The organism is Pantoea sp. S62 (assembly GCF_016658625.1).
In the GTDB taxonomy this organism is placed as follows: domain Bacteria; phylum Pseudomonadota; class Gammaproteobacteria; order Enterobacterales; family Enterobacteriaceae; genus Pantoea; species Pantoea vagans.
Genome location: NZ_JACVVI010000021.1, coordinates 1 through 24,755 on the forward strand (window position 1 = coordinate 1; position 24,755 = coordinate 24,755).

General features: G+C 50.5%; 30 protein-coding genes. 12 read left to right on the plus strand and 18 right to left on the minus strand.

Features of this window, described 5'->3' with window-relative positions; translation table 11 throughout:
* Positions 1–153: 153 nt before the first annotated feature.
* The 11 genes from IBT54_RS22025 to IBT54_RS22075 all read right to left on the minus strand — a co-directional run bounded on the left by IBT54_RS22025 (position 154) and on the right by IBT54_RS22075 (position 11,348).
* Positions 154–1,230: an acyltransferase family protein gene (locus IBT54_RS22025; protein WP_033783358.1), complete on the minus strand. Its 1,077-nt coding sequence runs from the start codon at positions 1,228–1,230 to the stop codon at positions 154–156.
* Between the two features lie 463 nt (positions 1,231–1,693).
* Positions 1,694–2,446, minus strand: coding sequence for an L-cystine ABC transporter ATP-binding protein TcyN (tcyN, locus tag IBT54_RS22030; protein ID WP_013358250.1), 753 nt, complete (start codon positions 2,444–2,446; stop codon positions 1,694–1,696).
* Complete coding sequence (tcyL, locus tag IBT54_RS22035; protein WP_013358251.1) at positions 2,443–3,111, minus strand: cystine ABC transporter permease; 669 nt, start codon at positions 3,109–3,111, stop codon at positions 2,443–2,445. Before tcyL ends, tcyN begins: the two co-directional genes overlap by 4 nt.
* The gene (tcyJ, locus tag IBT54_RS22040) at positions 3,111–3,911 is read right to left on the minus strand and encodes a cystine ABC transporter substrate-binding protein (protein ID WP_013358252.1); all 801 of its coding nucleotides are present in this window, start codon (positions 3,909–3,911) and stop codon (positions 3,111–3,113) included. The genes tcyL and tcyJ overlap by 1 nt, the downstream gene beginning before the upstream one ends.
* A gap of 119 nt (positions 3,912–4,030) precedes the next feature.
* The gene (locus IBT54_RS22045) at positions 4,031–5,011 is read right to left on the minus strand and encodes a D-cysteine desulfhydrase (RefSeq protein ID WP_201253072.1); all 981 of its coding nucleotides are present in this window, start codon (positions 5,009–5,011) and stop codon (positions 4,031–4,033) included.
* Positions 5,012–5,214: 203 nt separating this feature from the next.
* Positions 5,215–5,718, minus strand: a complete 504-nt coding sequence (gene fliZ, locus IBT54_RS22050) for a flagella biosynthesis regulatory protein FliZ (protein WP_013358254.1) — start codon at positions 5,716–5,718, stop codon at positions 5,215–5,217.
* Between the two features lie 50 nt (positions 5,719–5,768).
* Entirely contained in the window at positions 5,769–6,491 is a 723-nt protein-coding gene (locus IBT54_RS22055; protein ID WP_003854529.1) for an RNA polymerase sigma factor FliA, read from the minus strand.
* A gap of 142 nt (positions 6,492–6,633) precedes the next feature.
* Complete coding sequence (locus IBT54_RS22060) at positions 6,634–7,602, minus strand: HNH endonuclease signature motif containing protein (protein WP_013358255.1); 969 nt, start codon at positions 7,600–7,602, stop codon at positions 6,634–6,636.
* 158 nt (positions 7,603–7,760) lie between these two features.
* A complete protein-coding gene (locus IBT54_RS22065; protein WP_201253073.1) occupies positions 7,761–8,537 on the minus strand; it encodes a glycosyltransferase family 25 protein in 777 nt (258 codons plus the stop codon).
* 164 nt (positions 8,538–8,701) lie between these two features.
* Positions 8,702–9,904 (minus strand): flagellin lysine-N-methylase, encoded by a 1,203-nt coding sequence (gene fliB, locus IBT54_RS22070; protein ID WP_201253074.1) that lies wholly within the window; start codon positions 9,902–9,904, stop codon positions 8,702–8,704.
* Positions 9,905–10,064: 160 nt separating this feature from the next.
* A complete protein-coding gene (locus IBT54_RS22075; protein ID WP_013358258.1) occupies positions 10,065–11,348 on the minus strand; it encodes a FliC/FljB family flagellin in 1,284 nt (427 codons plus the stop codon).
* A gap of 336 nt (positions 11,349–11,684) precedes the next feature.
* On the opposite strand from IBT54_RS22075, the gene fliD reads away from it, so the two are divergent.
* The 4 genes from fliD to amyA all read left to right on the plus strand — a co-directional run bounded on the left by fliD (position 11,685) and on the right by amyA (position 15,476).
* Entirely contained in the window at positions 11,685–13,112 is a 1,428-nt protein-coding gene (gene fliD, locus IBT54_RS22080) for a flagellar filament capping protein FliD (RefSeq protein WP_201253075.1), read from the plus strand.
* An 8-nt stretch (positions 13,113–13,120) separates the two neighbouring features.
* Positions 13,121–13,528, plus strand: a complete 408-nt coding sequence (gene fliS / locus IBT54_RS22085; RefSeq protein WP_013358260.1) for a flagellar export chaperone FliS — start codon at positions 13,121–13,123, stop codon at positions 13,526–13,528.
* Positions 13,528–13,893, plus strand: coding sequence for a flagella biosynthesis regulatory protein FliT (fliT, locus tag IBT54_RS22090; protein WP_095707012.1), 366 nt, complete (start codon positions 13,528–13,530; stop codon positions 13,891–13,893). The genes fliS and fliT overlap by 1 nt, the downstream gene beginning before the upstream one ends.
* Before the next feature lie 101 nt (positions 13,894–13,994).
* Complete coding sequence (amyA, locus tag IBT54_RS22095) at positions 13,995–15,476, plus strand: alpha-amylase (protein ID WP_033783365.1); 1,482 nt, start codon at positions 13,995–13,997, stop codon at positions 15,474–15,476.
* A gap of 71 nt (positions 15,477–15,547) precedes the next feature.
* Here the strand turns inward: amyA and yedD are convergent, their stop codons facing one another.
* On the minus strand, positions 15,548–16,021 hold the full coding sequence (yedD, locus tag IBT54_RS22100; RefSeq protein WP_201253076.1) for a lipoprotein YedD: 474 nt from the start codon (positions 16,019–16,021) through the stop codon (positions 15,548–15,550).
* A 241-nt stretch (positions 16,022–16,262) separates the two neighbouring features.
* Here yedD and IBT54_RS22105 point away from each other — a divergent pair, with 241 nt between their 5' ends.
* The gene (locus tag IBT54_RS22105; RefSeq protein ID WP_008926858.1) at positions 16,263–16,586 is read left to right on the plus strand and encodes a DUF6388 family protein; all 324 of its coding nucleotides are present in this window, start codon (positions 16,263–16,265) and stop codon (positions 16,584–16,586) included.
* 191 nt (positions 16,587–16,777) lie between these two features.
* On the opposite strand, the gene iraP is transcribed toward IBT54_RS22105, so the two are convergent.
* Complete coding sequence (gene iraP / locus IBT54_RS22110) at positions 16,778–17,077, minus strand: anti-adapter protein IraP (RefSeq protein WP_013358264.1); 300 nt, start codon at positions 17,075–17,077, stop codon at positions 16,778–16,780.
* Positions 17,078–17,252: 175 nt separating this feature from the next.
* Here iraP and IBT54_RS22115 point away from each other — a divergent pair, with 175 nt between their 5' ends.
* A complete protein-coding gene (locus IBT54_RS22115) occupies positions 17,253–17,492 on the plus strand; it encodes a DinI-like family protein (protein WP_003854508.1) in 240 nt (79 codons plus the stop codon).
* Positions 17,493–17,530: 38 nt separating this feature from the next.
* Here IBT54_RS22115 and IBT54_RS22120 read toward each other — a convergent pair whose 3' ends face one another.
* From IBT54_RS22120 to IBT54_RS22130, 3 genes are all read right to left on the minus strand, one after another.
* The gene (locus tag IBT54_RS22120) at positions 17,531–17,797 is read right to left on the minus strand and encodes a hypothetical protein (protein ID WP_013358265.1); all 267 of its coding nucleotides are present in this window, start codon (positions 17,795–17,797) and stop codon (positions 17,531–17,533) included.
* Between the two features lie 151 nt (positions 17,798–17,948).
* Positions 17,949–18,194 (minus strand): hypothetical protein, encoded by a 246-nt coding sequence (locus IBT54_RS22125; protein WP_236263628.1) that lies wholly within the window; start codon positions 18,192–18,194, stop codon positions 17,949–17,951.
* 82 nt (positions 18,195–18,276) lie between these two features.
* A complete protein-coding gene (locus IBT54_RS22130) occupies positions 18,277–18,660 on the minus strand; it encodes a hypothetical protein (RefSeq protein WP_033783371.1) in 384 nt (127 codons plus the stop codon).
* 136 nt (positions 18,661–18,796) lie between these two features.
* On the opposite strand from IBT54_RS22130, the gene IBT54_RS22135 reads away from it, so the two are divergent.
* Positions 18,797–19,429 (plus strand): helix-turn-helix domain-containing protein, encoded by a 633-nt coding sequence (locus IBT54_RS22135; protein ID WP_201253077.1) that lies wholly within the window; start codon positions 18,797–18,799, stop codon positions 19,427–19,429.
* 65 nt (positions 19,430–19,494) lie between these two features.
* Here the strand turns inward: IBT54_RS22135 and IBT54_RS22140 are convergent, their stop codons facing one another.
* Positions 19,495–19,743: a hypothetical protein gene (locus IBT54_RS22140; protein WP_013358269.1), complete on the minus strand. Its 249-nt coding sequence runs from the start codon at positions 19,741–19,743 to the stop codon at positions 19,495–19,497.
* Between the two features lie 319 nt (positions 19,744–20,062).
* Between IBT54_RS22140 and IBT54_RS22145 the strand changes: the two genes are divergently transcribed.
* Both IBT54_RS22145 and IBT54_RS22150 read left to right on the plus strand, forming a co-directional pair.
* Positions 20,063–20,263 carry a hypothetical protein gene (locus IBT54_RS22145; protein ID WP_010247636.1) on the plus strand — a complete coding sequence of 67 codons (201 nt, stop codon included), beginning with the start codon at positions 20,063–20,065 and terminating at the stop codon, positions 20,261–20,263.
* Between the two features lie 396 nt (positions 20,264–20,659).
* The gene (locus tag IBT54_RS22150; RefSeq protein WP_201253078.1) at positions 20,660–21,016 is read left to right on the plus strand and encodes a hypothetical protein; all 357 of its coding nucleotides are present in this window, start codon (positions 20,660–20,662) and stop codon (positions 21,014–21,016) included.
* 162 nt (positions 21,017–21,178) lie between these two features.
* Here IBT54_RS22150 and IBT54_RS22155 read toward each other — a convergent pair whose 3' ends face one another.
* Positions 21,179–21,520 carry a hypothetical protein gene (locus tag IBT54_RS22155; RefSeq protein ID WP_201253079.1) on the minus strand — a complete coding sequence of 114 codons (342 nt, stop codon included), beginning with the start codon at positions 21,518–21,520 and terminating at the stop codon, positions 21,179–21,181.
* Positions 21,521–21,881: 361 nt separating this feature from the next.
* Between IBT54_RS22155 and IBT54_RS25395 the strand changes: the two genes are divergently transcribed.
* The 3 genes from IBT54_RS25395 to IBT54_RS22170 all read left to right on the plus strand — a co-directional run bounded on the left by IBT54_RS25395 (position 21,882) and on the right by IBT54_RS22170 (position 24,753).
* Positions 21,882–22,262, plus strand: coding sequence for a GtrA family protein (locus IBT54_RS25395; RefSeq protein WP_201253080.1), 381 nt, complete (start codon positions 21,882–21,884; stop codon positions 22,260–22,262).
* Positions 22,259–23,218 (plus strand): glycosyltransferase family 2 protein, encoded by a 960-nt coding sequence (locus IBT54_RS22165; protein ID WP_201253098.1) that lies wholly within the window; start codon positions 22,259–22,261, stop codon positions 23,216–23,218. The genes IBT54_RS25395 and IBT54_RS22165 overlap by 4 nt, the downstream gene beginning before the upstream one ends.
* 572 nt (positions 23,219–23,790) lie before the next feature.
* Positions 23,791–24,753 carry an acyltransferase gene (locus IBT54_RS22170; RefSeq protein WP_201253081.1) on the plus strand — a complete coding sequence of 321 codons (963 nt, stop codon included), beginning with the start codon at positions 23,791–23,793 and terminating at the stop codon, positions 24,751–24,753.
* Positions 24,754–24,755: the final 2 nt, after the last annotated feature.

Here is a 24,755-nt window from a genome sequence, read left to right on the forward strand (position 1 = left end):
GATTGTTAAGGGGCGGGCGTCCGCCCCTTGACGCGTCCGCCTGCACCGGCACCCTGAAACTCCCCATCGCCTGGCGGGCGTAACCTTCTCAGAGCCCGCCCGCTGCAACGCGAAAACTGCCTGCCGCCAGGCGCACCTCGCTGCAAGCGCCCCTCACCCGCCGCCAGGCACCCTCTTCATCAGCGTCGGAAACACAAACAGCGACTGCCCCACCCCGCGATTGGTCAGCGACCAGATCGCCACTGAGCAGAGCGAACAGAGCCCCACGATAGCCACCGGATAAAAACAGGCCCACAGGAACGAAAACCACGCCTGCTCAAACAGATGATGCCGCTGCGCGAACAGAATGGCGGACATCCCAAAGAACTCGATGAAAATACGGTGGATGACGTAAATCTGCAGCGTATTGCGGCCGACCCAGTTGAGATAGCGCATGCTGAAATGCTGATTCAGCCAGCGGCAGGCGGCGATGCTGAACAACACCGCCAGCACACACAGGAACAGGCTCTTATCCAGACCGAATATCACATGAATCCCGGCGACTGCGGCCAGTAGCGCCCAGGGCATCAGGTTCTCCCGCCGCCATTCACTCAGGCGCAGCATCGTCTGGCTCCAGAACGCCCCTAACAGGAAGAACAGGAAATATTGCGCCAGGCTCTGCGGTCCCCAGAACGGGATCACTTTTTCAACCGCCAGATAATTCAGCAGAATCGCCACCGCCACCAGGGCCAGCTTATATTGACGGAAAATTTTGGCACAGAGGAAATAGAGTCCCAGCCCATAGAGATACCACGAGGTACTCATGGCCATAAAGGTCAGCTTGAGAAATTCAAACAGCGAACCGGCATAGGCGGCATTCAGATTCTGCGAAATGCGCTGGCCGGTAATTTCAGTGGAGATGCCGATAATCGACCACCACTGAATAAACCCCCACAGAATATAGAGATAAAAGAGATTAGTGATACGACTGGTAAAGACCTGTTTCCAGGGGCGGTTGAGAATGCCGTTAGTCGCCAGCAATCCCGACACAAAGAAAAAGGCGGGCATACGCAGCGGCGACAGGACCGTATTAAACTGTATCCATATTTCTGCGGGGATCCACCCGGCAGTGAGGTATTTCATCGTCCCTTCAAAACCCGGTAATACCGTGTGATACAGGACCACCAGCAATATGCAGGTGCCCTTCAGGGTATCTACCCATAATATCTGGTCTGACTTAGTCTGGCTCATTCAATGACTCCTGCTATGTAGGTCAGAATGCTGGAAAGTAAAAGCGAGGAAATCAGTATTGCTTTTATGATTATCCAACGATTATTCGCCATTGAACCGATGATGAATGTAGCGAAACTCTTAAAAGCCGCCGGGTGGCCCTGACGCCACAGTTATTTACTCAGCAGAACCTTTCCTTACACTTATTAATGAGAATGCAAAAAGGCTAATTATCAGCGCCACAGCCACGCTAAAGGGTAATAATGTTTCATATTGCAGCAAATATAAATAAGAGAAAGCGGCATCAGGAAAAACCATTAAATATCCGATGAAAGGAAAAGATTTGTCAGATGTGGCAAAAGGTTTAACGGCTGAATAATAGGTTGTGATATTGCGGCGCGCATTATGCTGACAGCCGCCCGTTATCGTTTAAAAGTGAGATTATTAAGGCGGTTAAAACTGCCTTCCAGGGAAGGCAGTGAGGTTACTGACTGAGGAACTTATCGAGAAACTGACGGGTACGCGGCTGCTGAGGATTACTGAACAACGCTTTTGCCTCGCCCTGCTCCACAATGCGTCCCTGATCCATAAAAATAGCGCGGTCAGCGACGTCGCGGGCAAAGCTCATCTCATGCGTGACGATGACCATAGTGCGCTTCTCTTCAGCCAGTGCGCGAATGGTGCTGAGCACCTCTCCTACTAGCTCCGGATCCAGCGCCGAGGTCGGTTCATCAAACAGGATCACTTCCGGCCGCATTGCCAGCGCACGCGCGATCGCCACGCGCTGCTGCTGTCCACCCGACAGACGACGCGGATAGCTCTCTTCCTTGCCGTGCAGCCCGACCTTCTCCAGCAGCGTGCGGGCGCGGGCTACCGCATCCGCTTTCGCTTCGCCCTTAACGATAACCGGCCCTTCAATGATGTTCTCCATCACTGAACGATGGGGAAACAGATTGAAGTTCTGGAAAACAAACCCGACCTGCTGACGCAGACGACGCACCTGCTCCTTTTGCTTACTCTGTGCCAGCGCCGCATCCACGGTAATCTCCCCGACGCGGATGGTGCCGCTATCCGGTACTTCGAGCAGGTTGATACTGCGCAGCAGCGTGGTTTTACCCGAGCCGCTGGGGCCGATAATCGCTACCACTTCACCAGCGGCCACATCAAGGTCGATATCGTGCAGCACCCTCTGGCCGTTAAAGGATTTCACCAGCTTTCTGACTTCGATGGCGCTCATTTCGACTCCGAATCCTGACGATTAACATGCTGTTCCAGCCGGTTCTGCAACGCAGACAACACCGTTGCCATCACCCAGTAAATCAGCGAGGCCGCCAGATACATGGTGAAGACTTCCAGCGTGCGCGAGGTGATCAGCTGCGCCTGGCGGAACAGTTCCGGCACCTGAATCGTCGCCGCCAGCGAGGTATCTTTCACCAGGCTGATAAAGCTGTTGCCCAGCGGAGGCAGCGCGGTGCGCGCAGCCTGCGGCAGGATCACCCGGCGCAGGGTCTGCCAGCGGGTCATACCGATACTCGCCGCCGCTTCCCACTGTCCGCGCTCAATCGATGCAATTGCGCCACGCAGTGACTCAGAAGCATACGCAGCGGTGTTCAGGGAAAGACCAATCATCGCGGAGGGGATCGGATCCAGCTCAATGCCAAACTGCGGCAGGCCGTAGTAGATCATAAACAGCTGGGCGATCAGCGGGGTGCCACGGAAAATCGAGACATAAATCCGCGCCAGCCAGCGAACCGGCCAGAAGCGCGACAGACGCATCAGCGCCAGAATAAAGCCCAGCAGCAGTCCGAAGAACATGCCGCCGATGCTGAGCTGCAGCGTAAACAGCGCGCCTTTTAATAAAAAAGGTGCTGAATCCAGCACCAGTTGAAGACTTTCCTGCATTATTTCGTCACGTCCGCGCCAAACCATTTCTGAGACAGCTTGCTCAGCGAGCCATCTTTCTGCATATCAGCAATGGCCTGATCGATCGCTTTCAGCAGATCGTCGTTGCCTTTACGCACCGCAACACCCGATTCCTGACGGGAGAAGGCATCACCCGCAACTGCCATGGTATCGCCGGTTTTCTTGACCAGATCCAGCGCGGCCAGACGGTCAACCAGAATGGCATTCAGACGGCCTGAGCGCAGATCCTGATATTTTGTGGGGTCATCATCATAAGTACGGATGTCCACGCCCTTCACGTTCTCACGCAGCCACTGCTCGTAGTTGGTGCCGAGGCCCACGCCCACTTTCTTGCCCGCCAGATCGGCCGGTTTAGTGATGGTGCCCGCGTTGGCTTTCATCGTCAGCGCCTGAATGCCGGAAACCGTGTATGGCGTGGAGAAGTCATACTTCTTCTTACGCTCATCAGAGATGGTGACTTGGTTGATCACCACATCGATGCGCTTCGCGTCGAGTGAGGCCAGCATGCCGTCCCATTTGGTCGGTTTCAGGCTCGCCTTAACACCCATGTGCTGCGCCAGCTGTTCCGCGAATTCCACTTCAAAGCCGGTCAGCTTGCCCTTTTCATCCTGGAAGCTGAATGGCGGATAAGTCCCTTCCAGACCCACAAGCAGCGTGCCGCGCTCTTTAATTTTGTTCAGCAGGTTTTCGGCTGCAAAGGTTTTAACGTTGACGCCTGCAATCAGCGCCACAGCCATGACGCCCATCACCATCTGACGACCTGCACGAGAAAAGGACATATTCACCCCATTATTGACAGTATTGTGTGTGTGTTCTTATAAGGGCAGCACCGCGTGTTGCTGCCAGTCCAGAATGATAACGCACGGAGTATAAACTGTTTTATTCGCTTGTCTCAGACCTAAGGATGATAAGCAAATAACGCCGGTGCGCCGCCCGTATGAATAAACAGCAGCGGGCCTTCACGGCGGAAACGATTCTGGCTGATGCCATCCAGCAATCCGGCCATCGCCTTGCCGGTATACACCGGGTCAAGCAGGATGCCTTCCAGCTGCGCCAGCAGTTTCACTGCCGCCATGCCTTCATCATTGGGTTCACCGTAGCGTGGCGCAAAATAGTCATCCCACAGCGTGATCGGTGCCGTAGCCTGCACTTCCAGCGTCTCCGCCAGCGACTGACGTAAACGCTCTACCAGCGGCAACTGCGCTTCGACCTGACGTGAAACGGTGACGCCGACCAGCTCAGTTTCCGGCAACAGATGCTCCAGGCCTACCGCCAGTCCGGCATGGGTGCCGGCACTGCCCGAGGCGACAACCACGGCGGCGAAATCGACCACGCCTTCGCTCTGATGGGCGATCTCCTGCGCGCACTCTACATAGCCTAGTGCACCCAGCGCATTTGAGCCGCCGACCGGCACAATGTAAGGGCGGAATCCCTGCGCTTCCAGACGCGTGGCCTCTTCTGCCAGCTGTTCAGTAGGGTTGTGCAGTGCATCAACCATAATCACTTCCGCGTTCATCAGGTCCAGCAACAGACGGTTGCCGTTGCTCAGGTAGTTTTCAGCGTGGGTGCCAATCGGGTTTTCCAGCAGCGCCACACACTTCAGGCCAAGCCGGGCCGCGACGGCCGCCGTCTGACGCACATGGTTAGACTGGATTGCGCCCGCGGTCAACAGCACATCGGCGCCTTCGCGCAGCGCATCAGCTGCCAGGAACTCCAGCTTGCGCAGCTTGTTGCCGCCCATCGCTACCGGCGTGAAGTCATCACGTTTGATGAAAATATCGCGACCCAGATAGTCGGAAAGGCGTGGCAGGTGTTCTAACGGTGTGGGTGCGCCAAGCAGTTCAAGACGCGGGAATTGATGTAACAGATGTAAAGACAATGCTGCCTCCGGTCGGGCATGAAAATTATCCTTACAGTGTTGCAGAAGATGCGAAAAGGATCACTCTGATTCAGGTGACAGCAGATGCGGTAGTAAAAAGACGAGAAGAAAGAAGCGCCGTGCTCCCCCTTCCCTTTACCCGGCTGGCGGGTAAGGGATAACGTGCCGGAGGCACGCGGGGGAGCAATCGGTGCAGAACAGGCTTACGCCTGCTGCCAGCCTAAGAACTGATCGTACTTGCGCAGCGCGATACGGTAATTGTTATTACCGGCATCGGGCAAATCGCTTTCCAGACACTGATGCCAGCTATTTCCTTTAAGCTTTTCGGCCGGGAAATTTTTGGCTTTCAGCATCTCATCCAGTCGACGCAGACGCACCACATATTCACGAATCGTGCTGGGGCTCATCTCTGTCTGTTCAAACAAATATTGTTTAAACGCCATAATGTCGAAGTAATTAGGATGGGTATTACAAAAAATATCACTACAAAAACGACAAAGCGCGGTCAGTTCGGGCTGAAGTTTCAGCCACAGCTGCTCATCAATCATCTGGTCCATCCGAGCGATGGCCTCTTTATTGATGATCTGGCCACGAAAAACGAGCGCCATTCGATCTAGTACCTTGCCACAGTGTGAACAGTTGGTCTGGCTGTGTTTATAGTCTTTAAGATAACGACTTAACGGTCTGGCCTTGGTCTTGGCTCCCATTACTGAGTCCCCGGTTTCTTATAATTTTGAATCGCCAGGAACTGATACTGCTAGCGCGCTCCCGCAAGTCGGGCCCGCAGGCGTTTAATCGCCTGACTGTGCAGCTGGCTGACACGGGATTCACCCACATCAAGTACCGCGCCAATCTCTTTCAGGTTCAGTTCTTCCTGGTAGTACAGTGTCAGCACCATCTTTTCACGATCGGGTAACGCTTCGATCGCTTCAATGACGCGCTCACGCAGACTCCCTTCTAACAGCTGGTGAAGCGGATTGGCCTCTTCATGGCCTTCCGTCACCAGCTCCGCGCTGTCGCCGTGCTCTTCCCGATACTCGTCGTAGGAGAAGAGTTGACTGTTGTTGGTGTCCAGCAGGATCTGCCGGTACTCCTCCATGGAAACATTCAGCTGCTGCGCCACTTCCTGCTCGGAAGCAGAACGCCCCAGCGACTGTTCCACTCTGTGCATTGCGCCCGCCACTTCACGTGCGTTACGACGCACGCTGCGTGGTGCCCAGTCCCGACTACGAAGCTCGTCGAGCATTGCGCCACGAATACGCTGCACGGCGTAGGTGGTGAAAGCTGTGCCCTGGAGCGCGTCGTAACGCTCTACGGCATTTAACAGCCCTATTCCACCTGCCTGCAGCAAGTCGTCAAGCTCAACGCTGGCCGGCAGGCGAACCTGCAGACGCAACGCTTCATGGCGCACCAGCGGCACGTAGCGCTGCCAGAGCGAATGCTTGTCCATCACGCCTTCGGCGGTATAGAAATCGTTCACGTTGACTACCCTGCGTTAATGAAGTTATCGGCATGATTATCCAATTCTGTAGCGTTTTCGATTGGCTGAATAGGCGGGGTAAAACGAGGCTATTTGATTTTTGTTAAGTCAGCGTGCAGTTATTTCTGCACGCTTCCTGAAATTAACGACGGGCGCGCAGCCGTTGCCGCGTGGCGGGCGGCACCGCAGCCCACAAACTGCAGACACGACCCTCCAGCTCCTGATACCAGGGCGCAATGTGCTGCCGCGCCTCCTCGCCGGGATGTACCTGAATCGTTCCTGATTCAGCATCAATGCTAATCAGTCGGTTAATAAATAGCCGCTGCAGATCGCTGCGTAAAAAGAGGCCATTATCGATGCTGTTGTCTGCCAGGACACCGTCATCGCCCTCCTGCGTGTCGATATGACAGGCTTCCACCCACGGCCAGTTATGCCGTTCGGTCAGCTCGGTGCCAGTCATCACGCAGGCACCGTAGCGCGCTTTGACACCGGCGCTGAATTCCGCCTGGCTGGCACGCTGCAGCACCCGTGCTTTCACGCGACGCCCCACTTCAGTGCCTGGCATCACTGCCGCAGGGACTTTGTGCTGCGGCGTACTGAGCACCACGATGAACTGAATACGCTGCGACTGTGGAAAACAGGGGTCCGCCTGCGGATTAAAGAGCTGCCAGTAGATGTCTTCATCATCCTGATGCATCAGTACCAGTTTGTAGCCGCGACTGTTTAACAGGTTCTGGGCCGTGGCCGATTGTGGATCGATCATCGCGAAGACCTGACTGCTGCCCATGACTTTCCACAGGTTGTCGCGCTTCTCGTTGTCGCTGCGACGGAAATAGAGGAAAGAGAGATTCTGCTTAAGGTAGTGCTCAAAGCGGCGCAGATAATTTTTACGTTCGTTGTCATGGGAGATGAACAGCAGATCCTCGAGCGGACTGTTGCTCTCTTCACGTGCGAACACCGCACGGATTTTCAGCGTGCGCAGGCCGGTTGACGGACTTAGCAAAGCACGCGCCGTCAGCTCTTTATCATCAGGGTATTGCAGCGCATAACGCCGGGCGATCTCATCGAAGGTCAGCTGCTCGCCCGGTAAAAGGTCATAATTGAAGCGCATAGACACTCCACAAAGTTAAAATCAAAAATGATGTTGTTCTGTGAGGAGTTATCGGCAGTACGGGGGGGAACTGTAACGGGATGGGCGATCATCTGCATTACGACCGGCGGCGCTGGCCCTCTTCGCGCCCGCACCGCACCGCACTGAACGGGTTTTCGTTATTCCTGACAATCTGCACCGGCGTTGACATCAACGATGCGATGACGCAGCGGAAGCAAAGCCCGGCGATAGCGATGACGCAGTCTGACGCTGAATGGCCGGCGTGCCATTAACCCTGCCCAGATGTCGCGTTTCTGCTGGTTATGCTGAGCAACATCGCTGAAATGCTGGATGGTGGTCTGCTGCGCCAGATCATGCAGCAGCACCGGTGCAGGATGCACTGCCAGTAGCTTTATGGCTCCATACTCTTCAAACAGGCACCATTTATCGGCAACCATCCAGACCGGATAGAGCAGTTTAAGCAGTCGTATAGCGGCCTCAAGATTGATCACATAAGCGTGTGCGGTGGTGGCACTGTAGACCGGATAGAGATGAGAGGTTTCCGTTACCGCGGCGATCGCTTTATCAACATATCTATTGACGCGTGATAACAGCACCAGCGTCGGATTATCCGGGGATAACTGCATTGCCGGACTGGATAATACCGCGCCGAGCTGCCCGGTAAATAAGGCGTCATCTTCCAGAATCAACGCCTGTGCAATTTTTTCATCCTTCATCTTTCGATAAATAGCGATATGGCTTAATGCACACCCTATTTCACCCGGTTTGAACGCATAATTAACCGTACGGGTATGCTGCGCAATCTCCGCGTCTGTTAATGCATAGCCATTCACGGCGCTAATAAATTCGTAGTCAAGTCCGGCGGCATCGCATTGCGCAGAAATAGTGGCGCGACGCCCGGTTGATGAGGCGAGATTAATGATAAAGGTCTTCATGCAGGATCTGTATTCCGGGTAGTCATTATGCCTGAACAGCCAGCATACTGCCCATGACATGACCCGGAATGCGTTAAACGAGCGCTGAACCCTGACCTGAGATAAAATTTGAGTCTCTTTTGGGAGTGGGATAAATAAAGACTCCGCTGAAGCGGAGTCTTTATTTACTTAAGCAGGTAAATCAGCGACAAATCGTCATTGACCTTAACCTTGTTAATCTCTGCCAGAAAGGCACTCACCGACTGTGTACTGTGTTTTGTTATTGAGTGGTAGCTGTAGATGATATTGATAATATCCTCTTCATCAATCGTTCCGACCAACTCAACACTGGCGGCTATCAGTGACTTAAGCTGGAACCATTCTGCCGTCAGAAGATACAGGCTCAGCAACGGGCTGCGACTTTCGTCATTAGGGAAAAACTCATCATAAATGCGGTACTGAATATAGTTATTCATTATCCACGGGCGCTCAGCGAGCCACGGCATAACCTGATTCTGCCAGACGTTGTCCAGCCGGATCATCGACTGGCTGACGTCATCGGTTTTAGCTCCTTCCGACAAAATATAAATCAGCTTATTCAGATAGTGATCGAGAGTAGGAAAGGCACGCCTGTATGTCTTACCGCCGAACCAGGTCTGCAATCTCAACAGTAAAGACCATTGCAGATTATGGTCTGGCTTAATCTGGTCAAGCTGCAACCTGATTTCGCCCTGTGCCAGATTATCGAGCACGTCAGAAAAATGACGCTCCATCTTTTCCAGCCAATCCTCGCTGGGGCTGACTCTTTCTGCCGCCAGCAAAAAGGTAGTCAGCGCGTAAAACGCTTCATCAAGCTTCTCACCGCTCATTTTAACAATATTGAGACACATCAGATTCAGCAGCTTCTTGTGCTGATTGAGATCTTTGGCCTTATTGGCTTCTGGCTGAGTCTGAATGGTCTGTTCGAAAAGCATGGCATCGGGTGAAGCTAATAACTGCCGGGTGGCTTCCGGGCAGGAAAGCACCAGCGTCTTTTGCCGTTCATATTTAAATGTCCTGGCTGAGCGCGGATAAGTCGAGCAGGTCTTGCTCAATGCCTCGGCGCCCAGAGTGGAGTGCACCTTGCATAGCAGTTCTTCATCCATAAACGTACAGCTGCCAGAGGCATTCAGCTTCATGGTGCCCCAGTTGGCGACGCTTTTTCCGGTAATGACGATGTTTTCGGTCGCCAGGGTTCTTATTTCAATCTGTGAGGATTTCAGATAGCGCTTCACCGAGGGCTTATCCAGATTGATATCCCAGCCTTTGCAGCAGTGATCGCGACACTCACTGCCAATACATTTAAAAGCAGTGACAAACAGCGGTTCCACAACAGTAATATTTTTCATTTTTTACCTGCTCAACCAGGGTGCTTAAAAACATGAGGGTTGATGTCAGGATAAAGGAAAGCGAGGAGAGTGATTGGCAGAGAAAGGATTAAAAACCAGGCTAATCGTACGCATAAAAAAACCCCGCCGAGGCGGGGTTTTGAATTTGCGTTGAAGGCGATTAGCCCTGCAGCAGAGACAGAACCTGCTGTGGAACCTGGTTCGCTTTGCCCAGCACGGAGTTACCAGCCTGCTGTACGATCTGCGCTTTAGACATGTTTGAAACTTCAGTTGCGTAGTCAGCATCCTGAATACGAGACTGCGCTGCAGACAGGTTAGTCGTGGTGTTGTTCAGGTTAGTTACCGCTGAGTTCAGACGGTTCTGTACTGCACCCAGGCTTGAACGGAAGTTATCAACAGATGCGATAGCTTTGTCCAGCAGTGCCAGTGGGTTAGCGGTAGCTGAACCAGTGTGCACGTTGGTGTTGGTCGCAGAAGCGATGTCACCGATGTTGCTTGCTACAGCAGTAGTACCGGTTGCGCCGCCGTTAACGATAGCACCCGCTGCGGTGTTGTAGTCTTTGCCCTGAACAGTCACATAACCCTGTGCTGCGCCAGTTGCATCGCCGCCAACTTTAACGAACTGACCAGACATAGTACCAGCAGTAACGCCGTTAGCTGAGTCGGTGTAAGAAACGTCAGTGGTGTTCAGTGCAACTTTACCGGTTGTATCATCAACAGAAACGGCATAGTTGTCGCTGCCAGAAGAGACAACGTAAGTTGAAGTCGCTGCGCCAGCTGAAGTCTGTACGTTTTTCAGTGACAGTGAGCTTGCATCTACTTTCAGCGCAGTGGCAACAGCTGACAGGTCAACATCTTTCAGTGAACCGCTTGCGCCAACCTGAGTGATTGCATCGCTGGTTTTCAGTGCGTTTTTAGAGACGCCGAAACCTGACAGGCCCAGAGTAGAAGAGTCAATCTTCTTCAGGTCGATGTTGATGGTTTCGCCGTCGTTTGCGCCAACCTGAATTTTCATTGCGCCGTCTTTAGCCAGCACGTTCACGCCGTTGAACTGAGTCTGACCAGATACGCGGTCGATTTCGCTCAGACGTGATTTGATTTCGTCCTGGATTGAAGAGAGGTCGGAATCAGAGTTGGTGCCGTTCTGAGACTGTACAGTCAGCTCACGAACACGCTGTAAGTTGTTGTTGATTTCTGACAGCGCGCCTTCAGTTGTCTGCGCAGCAGAGATACCGTCGTTGGCGTTACGAGCAGCCTGAGTCAGGCCCTTGATGTTAGAGGTGAAACGGTTGGCAATTGCCTGACCAGCAGCGTCATCTTTCGCGCTGTTGATACGTAAACCAGAAGACAGACGCTCCATTGAAGTAGACAGAGCTGACTGGTTCTTGTTGATGTTGTTCTGAGTGATCAGCGAGAGGCTGTTGGTATTAATGACTTGGGCCATGATAAATTTTCCTGTTAATCAAGTCTTTCGGTTAAGGTGTGGGCTTCAACCCGCCGGCTTCAGCGCCGTCAAAGTTGTTATCGTCTGCCGTTTAACAACCTTTAGAATTTTTTTAGTACCAGGCGAATTTTTCTGCTTCAGCCTGTCACGTTTTAAGTTATCGCCACCTGTCCCGACTTCTTTAGACTTAATTCATTAATTTTCTAGCCGCTGAATTACCCTTCTCTATAGTGCTTATTTACCTCATTACCCTAAGGCAAATAACGTTAAACTTTCCTTATTCAAGGCCGATAACCCAGGTATCAATTTCTCTGTCGACCTTATAAAGGAATTAACATGGCTAGTATAAGCAACCTTGGTGTGGGTTCCGGCCTGCCACTCAGTACCATGCTTGACAGTTTGACCACCGCTGAAAAAGCCTCACTGACACCGATTTCAACACAGCAGTCGGCTTACACCGCCAAGCTCAGTGCCTATGCTACTCTGAAAAGTTCACTGACGACGTTTCAGACCGCTAACACTAAGCTGAACAGTGCGGACCTGTTTACCGCCACTACTGCGGTCAGTAGCTCGACGGCGTTCAGTGCTACCACTTCTGGCAGCACTGTGGCCGGTAAATATGCGATTAGTGTTACGCAGCTGGCGCAGGCGCAGGTGCTGACCTCTGCGGTGCAGAGCAGCAACACGGCCGCACTGGGTGACAGTTCGGTGGCCAGCCGCAGCATTGCGATTACCCTGAAAGATGGAACCAGCAAAAGCATCACGCTCTCCAGTGACCAGACTTCACTCACCGGTATGCGTGACGCGATTAACGGCGCTAATGCCGGCATCACAGCCAGCATCATCAAGGTGTCGGATGGCAGTTTCCGCCTCTCCATGAGTTCCAATAAAACCGGCAGCGATAATGCGGTATCTAAGATTGCCGTCACCGGCGACGACACGCTGCAGGGAATTGTGGGCTTTGACGCATCAGCCAGCAGCAACGCGATGACCCAGAGCGTCACGGCGCAGAATGCCAAACTCACGGTTAACAACGTTGCGATTGAAAACAGCAGCAACCAGATCAGTGATGCCCTGGAAGGAATTACCTTAAATCTGACCGCGCTGACGCCGACTGATCAGCCTCAGCCTCAGACACTGACGATTACCAAAGACACCTCAAAAGCCTCCAGCGCTATCAGCGCCTGGGTGGATGCCTACAATTCGTTGCTGGATCAGTTCAATACGCTGACCAAATACACCAAAGTGGATACCAATACGGCTTCACAGGACTCCAGCAATGGCGCCCTGTTGGGTGACAGCACGTTACGCACCATCGAGACGCAGCTGAAAAGCATGCTGACCAACGCGCAAAGCTCCTCTTCCTATAAATCGCTGGGGCAGATTGGCGTCACAACTGACCCTCAGACTGGTTCATTGAAAATTGATGCCACTAAGGTTAGTGCCGCGCTGGATAAAGATGCAGCGGGCGTGAAAGAGATGATCGTGGGCGATGGTAAAACCACCGGTATTACCACCAAGATTGCAACTAATATCACCGGATGGTTGTCATCTAAAGGAATTGTTCAGGCCGCCACCGATGGCGTCAGCAAGACGCTGAATAATTTAACCACACTGTATAACACCACCAGCGATCGCATTGATGCAGATATCGCACGCTATAAGACGCAGTTTACTCAGTTGGATCTGGCTATCAGTAAACTCAATTCAACCAGCAGCTATCTGACGCAACAGTTCGATACCTCTAGTTCAAGTAAATCATAGGAGTGACCATGTACAGCGCTACAGGCACCAAAGCCTATGCAAAAATTGGCGTAGAAAGCGCCGTCATGAGCGCCAGCCAGCAGCAGCTGGTGATGATGCTGTTCGACGGCGCACTGAGCGCGTTAATCCGCGCACGTCTGTTTATGCAGGATGGCAATATTGAAGGCAAAGGCAGCTCTATTTCCAAAGCGATCAATATTATCGAGGCTGGCCTGAAAGAAGGCCTGACTGAAAATCAGGGTGATGAGCTGGCAGACAATCTGCTGGACCTTTACAACTACATGACGCGTCGTCTTTTGCATGCCAACCTGCATAATGATGTTGCAGCGGTGGAAGAGGTTGAAGGCCTGCTGCGCAACATCGCGGACGCGTGGAAAGAAGTGGTTCAATCTAACCTAATTCAGGACGCCGTTTAATGACTACTGCACCGCATCTGATTACCGTTTACCAACAGTTACTCGATCTCAGCCAGGGAATGCTGCGTCATGCAGTAAAAGGCGAATGGGATGAATTGATCAGCAGGGAGATGGAGTATGTCAGTGCGGTGCAGAACTTAGCCCAGTCGACAGAGGCAGTATCGCCTTCGGCGCAGACGCAGGAGCAGTTACGTCCGGTCCTGCGCCGTATCCTCGACAACGAAAGTGAAGTGAAACGCCTGCTGCAGGCGCGTATGGATGAGCTGGCCTCGCTGGTCGGTCAGAACAGCCGTCAGAAATCGGTCATGTCCGCCTATGCCAGTCAGGGCGGCATTGTAATGGTGCCGCGCGAAACCCTCTCCTGATCCCCTGCTCTGCTACGCCGCCAGATTTATTTTTCTGCGCGGCGTCTCTTTTCTGCCGCTTACTCCATACTTGATTTTCATCATCCCCTGGAGTGTGGTACATGCAAAACCCAACGTTATTACAGTTTTTCCATTGGTATTACCCGGATGGCAGCAAACTGTGGCCGGAAGTTGCCGATCGCGCGGCCTGGCTCAGCGAAATTGGTATCACCATGGCGTGGCTGCCGCCAAGCTATAAAGGGGATTCGGGGGGTTATTCTGTCGGTTACGACAGCTACGATCTGTTCGATCTCGGGGAATTTGATCAGAAAGGCGGCGTTGCCACTAAATATGGCGACAAAACGCAATTACTGGCGGCGACAGAAGCTCTCCGTAGCCACAACGTTGGGGTGCTGCTGGATGTGGTGCTGAACCACAAAATGGGTGCTGACGAGAAAGAGGCGATCAGCGTTAACCGCGTCAATCCGGATAACCGTGATGAAATTTATGACGAGGTCGTGCCCTGCGAGGCCTGGACGAAATTCACCTTTCCGGCACGTGCCGGTGAGTATTCGAAATTTGTCTGGGACCACAAATGCTTTAGCGGCGTAGATCACATCGAAAACCCGGACGAAAACGGCGTCTTCAAAATCATCAACGATTACACCGCCGAAGGCTGGAACGATCAGGTCGATAACGAGCTGGGCAACTTCGACTACCTGATGGGTGCCAACATCGATTTCCGCAACAATGCGGTCAGGGAAGAGCTGAAATACTGGGCGCGCTGGGTGATGGAACAGGTGCCCTGCACCGGCTTCCGTCTGGATGCGGTAAAACATATCCCGGCCTGGTTCTATAAAGAGTGGATCGATCATATTCAGGAAGTGGCTGAAGAACCGATGTTTATCGTCGCGGAGTACTGGTCGTTCGAAACCGAGAAGCTGCAGGAGTATGTGCATCAGGTGGAAGGCAAAACCATGCTGTTTGATGCGCCACTGCATATGAACTTCCATCAGGCCTCAACCGCAGGCAGCGCCTACGACATGAGCCAGATTTTTGCTAACTCGCTGGTGGTGGCGGATCCGTGGCATGCCGTGACGATCGTGGCCAACCATGACACCCAGCCGCTGCAGTCGCTGGAAGCGCCGGTAGAGGCCTGGTTCAAACCGCTGGCCTATGCGCTGATCCTGCTGCGTGAGCAGGGCGTGCCGACCATTTTCTATCCTGACCTGTTCGGGGCGACTTACGAAGATGAGGGAGGCGACGGCGAGACGCACAAAATTGAGATGCCGGTCATTCCTGAACTCGAAGGATTAATCCGGGCGCGTCAGCAGTATGGCTGGGGCGTACAGACCGACTATTTTGATCATCCCAACTGCGTGGCGTTCAGCCGCAGCGGTACCGAAACGCAGCCTGGCTGTGTGGTGATCATGTCGAACGGCGATGCGGGCGAGAAAAGTGTGCCGATGGGCGAAGGCTTTGCCGGTAAGGTCTGGCGCGATCATCTGGGCAACCGTGAAGAGACCATTACCGCAGACGAGCACGGTACCGCAGTCTTTGTCTGTAACGGTGGCAGCGTCAGCGTCTGGGTAGTAGCAGAATAACTGACTGAGTAAACGTAAAACCGCCCCGGCAGACGCATGCGCTGCCGGGGCGGTTTTTTTATGGGCGGCGGTTACGACTGCGCGTTATGTTCAGTAATCGGCGTGCGCAGCAGCTGCGGTTCAATATTCTGAATCACTGCGGCTTTCGGCTGTTTAGCCACTTCTTCCAGGGCCTGCTGACATTCTATTGTCGGAAGCGCCACCTTGCGCAGGGTCAGACCGTCATAGTTGAGTTCGCTGTTATCGACGACCAGCGGCATCACGCGTATCCTGCGCGTCACGTTGACATAGTCACCGTTCAGACGGGTCAGTTTGCCTGGCTTCGCAATCACACGCATCCACTGACGGCAATCCAGCGTGCTGCCATCCGCATTGATAATCAGACTGGCCATAGCCTGTCCATTGATCAGGCTGCTCTGCGGGCCGACGGTTTGCCAGTTCCCCTGCAACTCAGCCGGTGCCGGAGTCTGTACCGCATTTTCATAATCGTTGATTTGCGCACAGCCACTCAGTGCCAGCGCGGCAATCAGCATCCACTTTTTCATGTTTAATCCCTAAGATCGCGTCAATGGCGGCTACGTTATAATTTTTCCACCGCGTAGCGCAAGGTATCTGGCTGTTCAGACACCCGCGAGCGACTGTTTACAGCAGAATTTACCCTTGAGCCAGGAGACCGATCAGCTTTTTGATCGGCAGCTGGCAGTGGGAATGGGCTCTGGCACGCCTGACAAGCGGAAGACAACCCGATACACTGACGCGCTGCATCAGACTTTCAGGAATATAAATATGAAAACGCCAGAAGCCTACTATGCCCAGGCACGTGAAATGTTTTTTACCGCGCATCCCGACTTTCAGTCTGCACTGGATGAGTTGACGGAGAGTGATGCCCGTGCCGCTAATCTGTCGCTGCGACAGCTGCGTGAATGGCATGCCGAACGCATCTATGCAGCCTTTTTACGGCAGAAAAATCTGGATGGGATGATTTTTTCTATTCAGCTCGCTGAGCCGGATAAAGCGGTAGCGGCTGAGGCTATCGAGACCTATCTTAAATCTCATGCTGAGTCGCTGGGGATGAGCTGGGAAGAGTTCTGCATCAAAAACGAGCTGTAATTTTCAATGCACTGGACAGGCGTGAATTACACCTTTCAGCCTGACGTACAGTATCGGATAAAGCAGTAGAGCAAAACGCGATACTTTCACGTCATGCCGCAGGTGATGATTGCCCTTACGGGCAGAGCATCTTCACTGCCTCCGGAGAGGTTGCCGGGCTTTCCTCTCCGGAGGCGTATTGATAAATGGCCCTACTCTCGCTCTTCCGTGGCTTTGCCTTTCACTTCTACATAGCTTGCAACCGCCAGCAGACGATTGATGTGCGTCAGCAGCAGATCAACATCCGACTGCAGAAACTCGGTCGACGATTGCGAAGCGGTAATGATGGCATCCTGCACCGTTTCTGTAATGGTCAGCGAGTTGTCCTGTTTCGCTTGTACCAGCAGCGCTGCAACCAGCAGGGACTGCGCTTCAAGCTGCGCCGTCAGCTCTTTTGCGTCGACGTCCATCTTTGCCAGCTTTAGCAGAATATCAATGACCAGTTGTCGCATCGCGGACCTCCTGAAAAGTAAGCCGACATTATGTCGCGATGCGTGCGCATTTTGCTAGTCGAAGATTGAGGTTTGAGCGAGATAAAAATTTACGCGAAATCAGGGGTACTGCCTTGCTACTGTTTTTATTTACAGTATTATATATCAGCGATTTTGCCCTGAATGGATTGCCATCATGTTTGTTGAGTTGATTTATGACAAGCGCAACGTTGCCGGTTTACCGGGTGCTCGCGAGATGATTCGTGAGGAGCTGGAAAAGCGGGTACATCGGGTGTTTCCTGACATCGAAGTTAAGGTCAAGCCGATGGAACGTAACGCGATTGATACTGATTTGAGTAAGAACGACAAGGCGACAGTTGCGCGTATTGTTGAAGAGATGTTCGACGAAGCGGAAATGTGGCTGGTGGCCGACTAATCCTTTAGCGGCCACCGCATCAGTCAGCGGGAGATGAATCAGCTCTCCTGCTCACTGTGATTAATTTCAATCTCGATGTCCTGAATGGCGGCATCCAGATCTTCCAGCAGTTTCCCCTGCTTATTCAGTAACGCATCGATACGATCGGCGTTCGTTTTGTCTTTATACTCACCCGCATCAAACGCTAACCAATGGCTGGACAGGGTTTCGGTGTTGGTCTGCGCGTAGTGGCGCATCTCTTTCAACTGCGAAGTCACATCGCGCAGATAGTCATTTTTGGTCTTGGTTTCTGTTGAATCGCTCATGCTAAATTTCCTTCTGGTCAGTTATCAAAAGTGTTTAGGCTTAGCGGTTCATCTACCGGCCAATCAGCGGACGCCAGTTCAGATACAAAATGTCGTCCGGAGATTTAAAACTAGTCGATAATAGCGAAGCCGCACTAAGAATAATCGGAAGTTATGGTTTCTCCGTGGGTTTCGCGGATGGCACCTCCTTCTCAATCACGACTTCTTTCACTTTTGTGATCGTTTTGTCGGCGACGCGCTCCGGTATTACATCAAGCTTATGCTGTAAGGCTGCAACCTGACTGGTCAGCAAATCCACCCGGTCATCACGCCGCGCTGCAATGACCCGATAATCTGCCCGAATCTCCTCAACCCGCTTATTTGCCGTGTTACTGACGTAAACAAAAATAATTGTCATCAGAATGCAAATCATCGAACAGCTTAGCAGAATGCAGCCGAGGATAACTTTGCGCTGGTATGACATAGGTGCCTTAAGCCTGTTAATCGTTGACATCGCTGCGATCCTCCAGAGTTGAGATCAGCCGATCAATCTCATTACGAAATTTATCGTTCTGATCGGTTTCGGTCATTGCCAGTAAAATACCTACGGCATTCTTGATTAACCGCAGATCCGTTTCGAGTGTCGCAATACGTCGCAGATTTCTGTCATGACGTTCACGTAACTCATCGTTCTCCTCCCGTATCAACAGGTTGCTCTCTTTCAGCAATACCACCTGCTCTTTGTAGCTGGTAATAATTTCGCCGCCGGCTCGATTACTGGTTACGATTGACGCAATACCCGCCAATAACGGTTTCCAGAATAGTGCAGCCGCCCCCCCACCCAGAACTAATGCACCCATACTGGTAATCAGACTACTTTCCATGCCACACCCCTTTGTCCGGTAAGGTCTCTGGAACACACTGCGTGCAGAACAGCCACGTCCTCCACCCTGAATTTAAGATTGCTTAAATACCAGAGTTAAGTATACTTAAGTCAATCTCAACTAAAAAGTCAAGCTGATGAAAAACGAAACGCTGGGTGACCGCATCCGACTCCGACGTAAATCACTGCAATTAACGCAGAAGCAACTGGCGCAACAGGTAAAAGTTTCCCATGTAGCTATTTCACAATGGGAAAAAGAGGAGACGCTGCCGCGCGGTGAAAACCTGCTTCGGCTTGCCGAAGCGCTGGGCTGCACGCCGGCTTATCTGATAGACGGGGATGGTCCTGTTTTCAGCGAAAATAGCTGGGCTGGCCTGCACCAGATCCCGCTGCTTTCTCAGCGCGATGTCGCACAATGGCTGAACGACGCCAGCTCTGTGCGGCATGAGCTACTGATGCACAACGATATGGCGCTTTCGCAACAGAGTTTCGCCATCCGGGTAGAAGAACAGGCGATGACGCCCGCGATTCTGCGGGAGGATATGGTGATTATCGATCCCTGTCTGTCACCTCAGCCTGGTGACTGCGTACTGGCATTACAGCAGCAGAATGCTCTGCTACGCACCTGGCGCCAGCGCGGCAGTGAAAATGGTGTTGCGCAGTTTGAACTGGCACCGGTCAATATCAACTTTCCCGAGCTGCATTCAAGCCGCGACAGCCTGAAGCTGATAGGCACCCTGGTGGAATTGCGCCGCTATCGGCAGCCATAAAAAAACCCGCCGGGTGCGGGTTAGCTTTTCAGCGAACAACATTCGCCAGAGTCATAGCCGTGCAACTACAGGGCGTCGACCAGTTGATCCACCACTACCTTGCCCTGCAAATCAGTCTGCATAATGCGATAGTTGACTGGCCATGAGCGGCGGGTGCTGAGTTTGTCGAACAGGGTCACGCCGCCTTTTTTGACACCCTGACGGCTCACAATGATCCACTCCGTCACCTCTTCCTGACCACGATTTCTCAGGCTCAGTGTGCGCTGTTCAATCAGCTGGTCTTCTGCTTCAATCTTTAAATAGTCTCGTAACATAATTTCTATCTCCTGGTAACGCAGGTCACTATATGCTTTTTATTAATCTCTTCAATCGAATTTATTTATCGACATTTTTATCGTCGGGAATGTGACCTGCCGCAGGTGATATGACAGATTTGTCCATTTCTGCATCAAACTTTTCCCGTTAGCATGATTGTGCTGCACACACCCGAACATCGAAAAATGACGTGTTCAGTATGAGAGAAACTCCGATTAGCCCGCCTCTGGCGGGCTTTTTTTGCTCTCCTGAGCCCGATGTAATGCGCGATGTCAGGGCTGGTCTAGACTTAAGGCACTGGAACAAAAGGAGGGAGTTATGTTTAAGCACAATACGAATGAAGAACGTAAGAAAGAAGGTGATGTCAGCAAAAGCCTGCCGGAAGCTGCGCCAAACGCGGGCAATGCCTATGAAGAAGATGATCATCCTGCCACTGATGCGCCGAAAGATCATGGTGAAGTGCCGCGTAAAAACGATGACAGCCAGGATGATAAGAAAGATCCTTATAAAGCAAGCTGATGTGCGAGAGGCGCGCCCGCCGGGCGCGCTGCTTACAGTTATTAAATTAATTCTTCTGGAATGCGTCATCGGCATATAATCCTGAAAGTTAGCGAGTAATACCATTATTCCCCTTCTATCCTCTTCCCATTGAAGTTACACACTCGCGAGAATCCCCCTGACTCTGCTGAATAAATCCTGAGAACGAGCCAGCGTGCAGCACTTCATGAATGCGTTCGCGCGTAACCGTAATGGCCACTCTCATTCTCTGCTGGCTGTCAAAAGGTCCGTTCCGGCATGCGCTGTGTTCAGGTTTGAGTAACGCTAAATGTTGTAATATCAGATCCGTTTAGCTGAGTGACTCAATCGCAGCAACGTGGGTATAAATGCCGGAAAAATTTAATGAGAATGCATGTCATGAAAAGAATGATTGTTGGCCTGAGTCTGGTTCTGCTGGGCGGATGTGTGGATATGGGACGGGTTGGGTTGCACCCGGATACGAAAACCGCTTATTTCGACGGTCATCCTTATCAGGTTGAATCCTGTCTTACCGTTGCGGCACAGGATCGGAGACTCTATCTGGAGCAGGATGATCCGCTGCCGAATGGCGAAAAGCGGTTTAACCTGGTGCAGGATAATGAAACCGTGGCCTGGGTTGAGATTGCAAAATTCAGCCATCATCAGACTAGCGCGACATTTTACTATGACCCGAAAGCTCCGGATATCAGTGCATCTGTTTCAGCGATGATCGCGGCGTGCAAAACATCGCTCTAGTGGCATCCTAAGAATGGCATGGTAAGCCGCTGATGGTAAGGAGAGCAGTTGTCAGGTCAGCCGGAATACAAGCGCTTGCCTGACAACCTCCATCATTCTTCTCAACGGGATTGTTAATCAGACCCATTTCAGGATTGTGACACTCTCAGGAGTATGCATTACCTATTTAGCTGGTTCGCAATCATAGTCACCCCGGATACGGATCTGACTCTGGCTGGTGCGGACGATTTCCGCTCTCAACAATCCCTTGCCATCGCGCGTCGTCTGCTCCATATCCACCATTCCCGGTGCTTTGCTGTTTTTCACCAGTAATTTGACCGTGGCGTTGTCGTAATTGCCCTTCTCTTTCGCAAACGTCACTTTCTGGGTTTTTACACGTTCCCCGTTCACTGAGAACCAGCCACTTTTATCGGTTTTGAGATTGAACGGCCCGCACTGCGTGGCAGCAAAGGCTGGAGCTGACAAGCTGATTAACGAAGCGATAAGTATGGTTTTTTTTAGCATAGGGTGGCGTCCTGCTGATGGGGGTTGAGTATCGAGCCAGAGAGTTTATTATCTTCGGGCTTAATGAGGAAAGTATAGCTAACGACATGGATATTATTGCCTACAAGCCAGCAAATCCGCTGATTGAGATGTCAAGGTGAACCCTCAAAGCTGTAAAAGCTGTGTCAAGTGAGGGCATGCGTAAACTCCCTGACATTGAGGATCGTTTAGCGCGATAACTAATTCCTGATCGCAAGCGCTCGTACATAATGACTTATCAAAAAATCCGTTATTGTTTAAAATATGCTCATTTCTTTCCAAGAAGCTTGTAAGCATTTTAATAAATGGTAAAATCCAGGAAATTTTTTTCAAGGAAGGGTTTGTGTCAACAACATCGACCAGAAGTCAGGCAGTACGGTATGCCTTAGTAGGACTGGCAAATACTGGCATAACAGCCCTGTTTATATTTATCCTCATGCACTGGGGAGTAGGTATATATGCATCCAATGCTGCGGGGTATATAGCTGGTATACTTTTCAGCTTTGTGGCTAATTCACTATTTACTTTTTCTGCTAATCTTTCAATAATAAGATTTGCGCGTTTCTTCATGTCAAGTCTTTTTTGCTGGATGTTAAATATCTTAGCAATCAAATTATTCCTGATATTTGCTCCCTCGCATGCATACATTGCGCAATTATTTGGCATGGCAATCTATACTGCCGCTGGATTTCTGATTAATAAGATATGGGTAATGAAAAAATGAATCAACCTACGTTAGATATCTTAGTTCCTTGTTATAACGAGGAAGATATTTTTTCTTATTGCCTTACAGAACTTCAGGGTGTTCTGAACAATTTGATTGCTCAGGAGATGATCACAAGTCATAGTTCAATAACATTTATTGATGATGGCAGCAAAGACAAGACATGGAGCTTAATTAGCGAGGCTTCGCGTCAGTCATCATCAATAAAAGGTATTAAACTTTCATGTAATCGCGGCCATCAGATTGCTCTTCTTGCAGGATTACACGAATCAGATGCAGATATAACTATAAGTATAGATGCTGACTTGCAGGATGACACAACTGTTATCGAAAAAATGGTAAGAGGTTACCTCGATGGATACGATATTGTATACGGTGTGAGAAGTGACAGAAAAACTGATACCGGATTTAAGAGGCATACAGCTGGCTTTTTCTATAAAACGATGAACTGGATGGGTGTTAAGCAAATTCCTAACCATGCTGATTACAGACTGCTCAGTCGAAGGGCATTAGATGCACTCCTGGAGTATAAAGAGCAAAATCTATATATCAGAGGATTGGTACCCCTGGTTGGATTTAAATCTAAGAAAGTTTTTTATTCCAGAGCAGCACGTATAGCCGGTGAATCTAAATATCCTTTAAAAAAGATGCTTGGCCTTGCTATCGAAGGAATAACCTCGTTATCGGTGACGCCTCTTCGCACTATTGCTGTTCTTGGCTTTGCTATAAGTATTATTTCGATTTTCGCCGCTCTATACGCTTTGGTTGAGAAATTTAGTGGCAATACAGTTGAAGGTTGGGCTTCAGTAATGATAGCAATTTTCTTCCTTGGTGGAGTTCAAATGCTCTCTTTAGGCATTATTGGTGAATATGTGGGAAAAATTTACATGGAAACCAAAGAACGACCAAAGTATTTTATTGAAGAAAAGTGTGAGCAGACGGATGCACGTCAGTAGTTAGAAAATTAGCACTTTAGTGGAAGGTTAATTATGAAAACCTGCAATTGTGGCCAGCCTGGTTACCCTGGCGATGACTATGGTGCTTTCTGTTTCTTGTCTTCCCTCCTGGATTTTTGATTTAACGTCATCGAACATTCCTTGATAACGCCCACAAGTCAGGCAGGCAACTGTCTGAGGGAGGAAAGTGTGCTCTTGCCTGAGACACTTCAGTCGCTTTACATCGCATGCTTACATACTACTTAACACCCTACCAAGCTTAGCGGGAGCTTCTGAAAAAAAAGCTTTCAGTAAAGTTTAAGAGATATTCCGCTTCAGCCCGGCTGCATTTGCCAATAATCTGCCTTCCGAAAAAGTCATCAAAGTGAGTAAACCCCACCGTCTCAGATGAAGAGATAACAATCATCGCGAAACACCAATCAACAGGGAGCATACGACCCATCCTACCCATTCCCTGGCCACTATGAAAAAAATCGTATGCTGCACTATCTTTTTTTAACACGTATGTTAATGATATGATAATCTTTACTGGCTAACATTCAATTTTATAAAAATAAACATTAGGGTACGCAGTGGGATACTACAGACTTTTACTGGCGGTGATGGTTCTCTTTTCTCATTGCGGCCTTAAACTGCCAAATTATAATCAGGGTGTGACTGCTGTAGTCTCATTCTTGATCATAAGTGGATACGTAATCACAAAATTAATATCTGCTAAATTTCCTTCTAAAAGTGATATCAAGTTATTTTATGTTGATCGATCCCTGAGGCTTTTCCCTCAATTTATATTTTATATGATAGTTACCACTTGCCTGTATCTGTTTTTTGACGGCACATCTAAAGTTAATGCAACTCAAATTTTAGTAAACTTTACGATGATTCCCCTCAATTTTTTCGCTGTGTTTTTCAACGAGTATATTATTGTTCCTCAGTCCTGGTCTCTTGGGCTTGAAATGCAATTTTATTTACTCATACCGTTAATTTTGCTGAGCAAAAGAAAAGCTTTAATAGCATCACTTTCTCTTATGTTATTCATTCCTGCTTACCTAGGATTAATTAATACAGATTACTTTGGCTACAGGATGATAACAGGTACGCTATTCATTTTCCTGCTAGGGAGCATGATGGCGAGCAATGAAATAAAACCCTTAGCTATCCTTTATTCATTTTCATTTATCATGTTATTATTCTCTTTGAATGATAAAGGCCTTTCTCAGGAATTCAATAAGGAGGTTCTTTCGGGAATAATCATTGGTGTTCCTGTCGTATGGATACTATTTAAGGCTAATATTAAAAGTTCATTCGATCGCCTTGCAGGCGATCTTAGTTATGGTGTCTACCTCAACCATTTGATGTTCTTTTATTTTTATAGCAAAATCGGGTTTAATGTTATTAGCGTGGGTGGCTCACTTCTTATTTTAGGGTCATCACTATTTATGTCTTATTTCTCTCTACGCTTAATTGAAAAGCCGTTTTATCAATTAAGACATAACAAAGTGAAAAAAGATGTATTTTCACGTAATAAACCATTTTGATT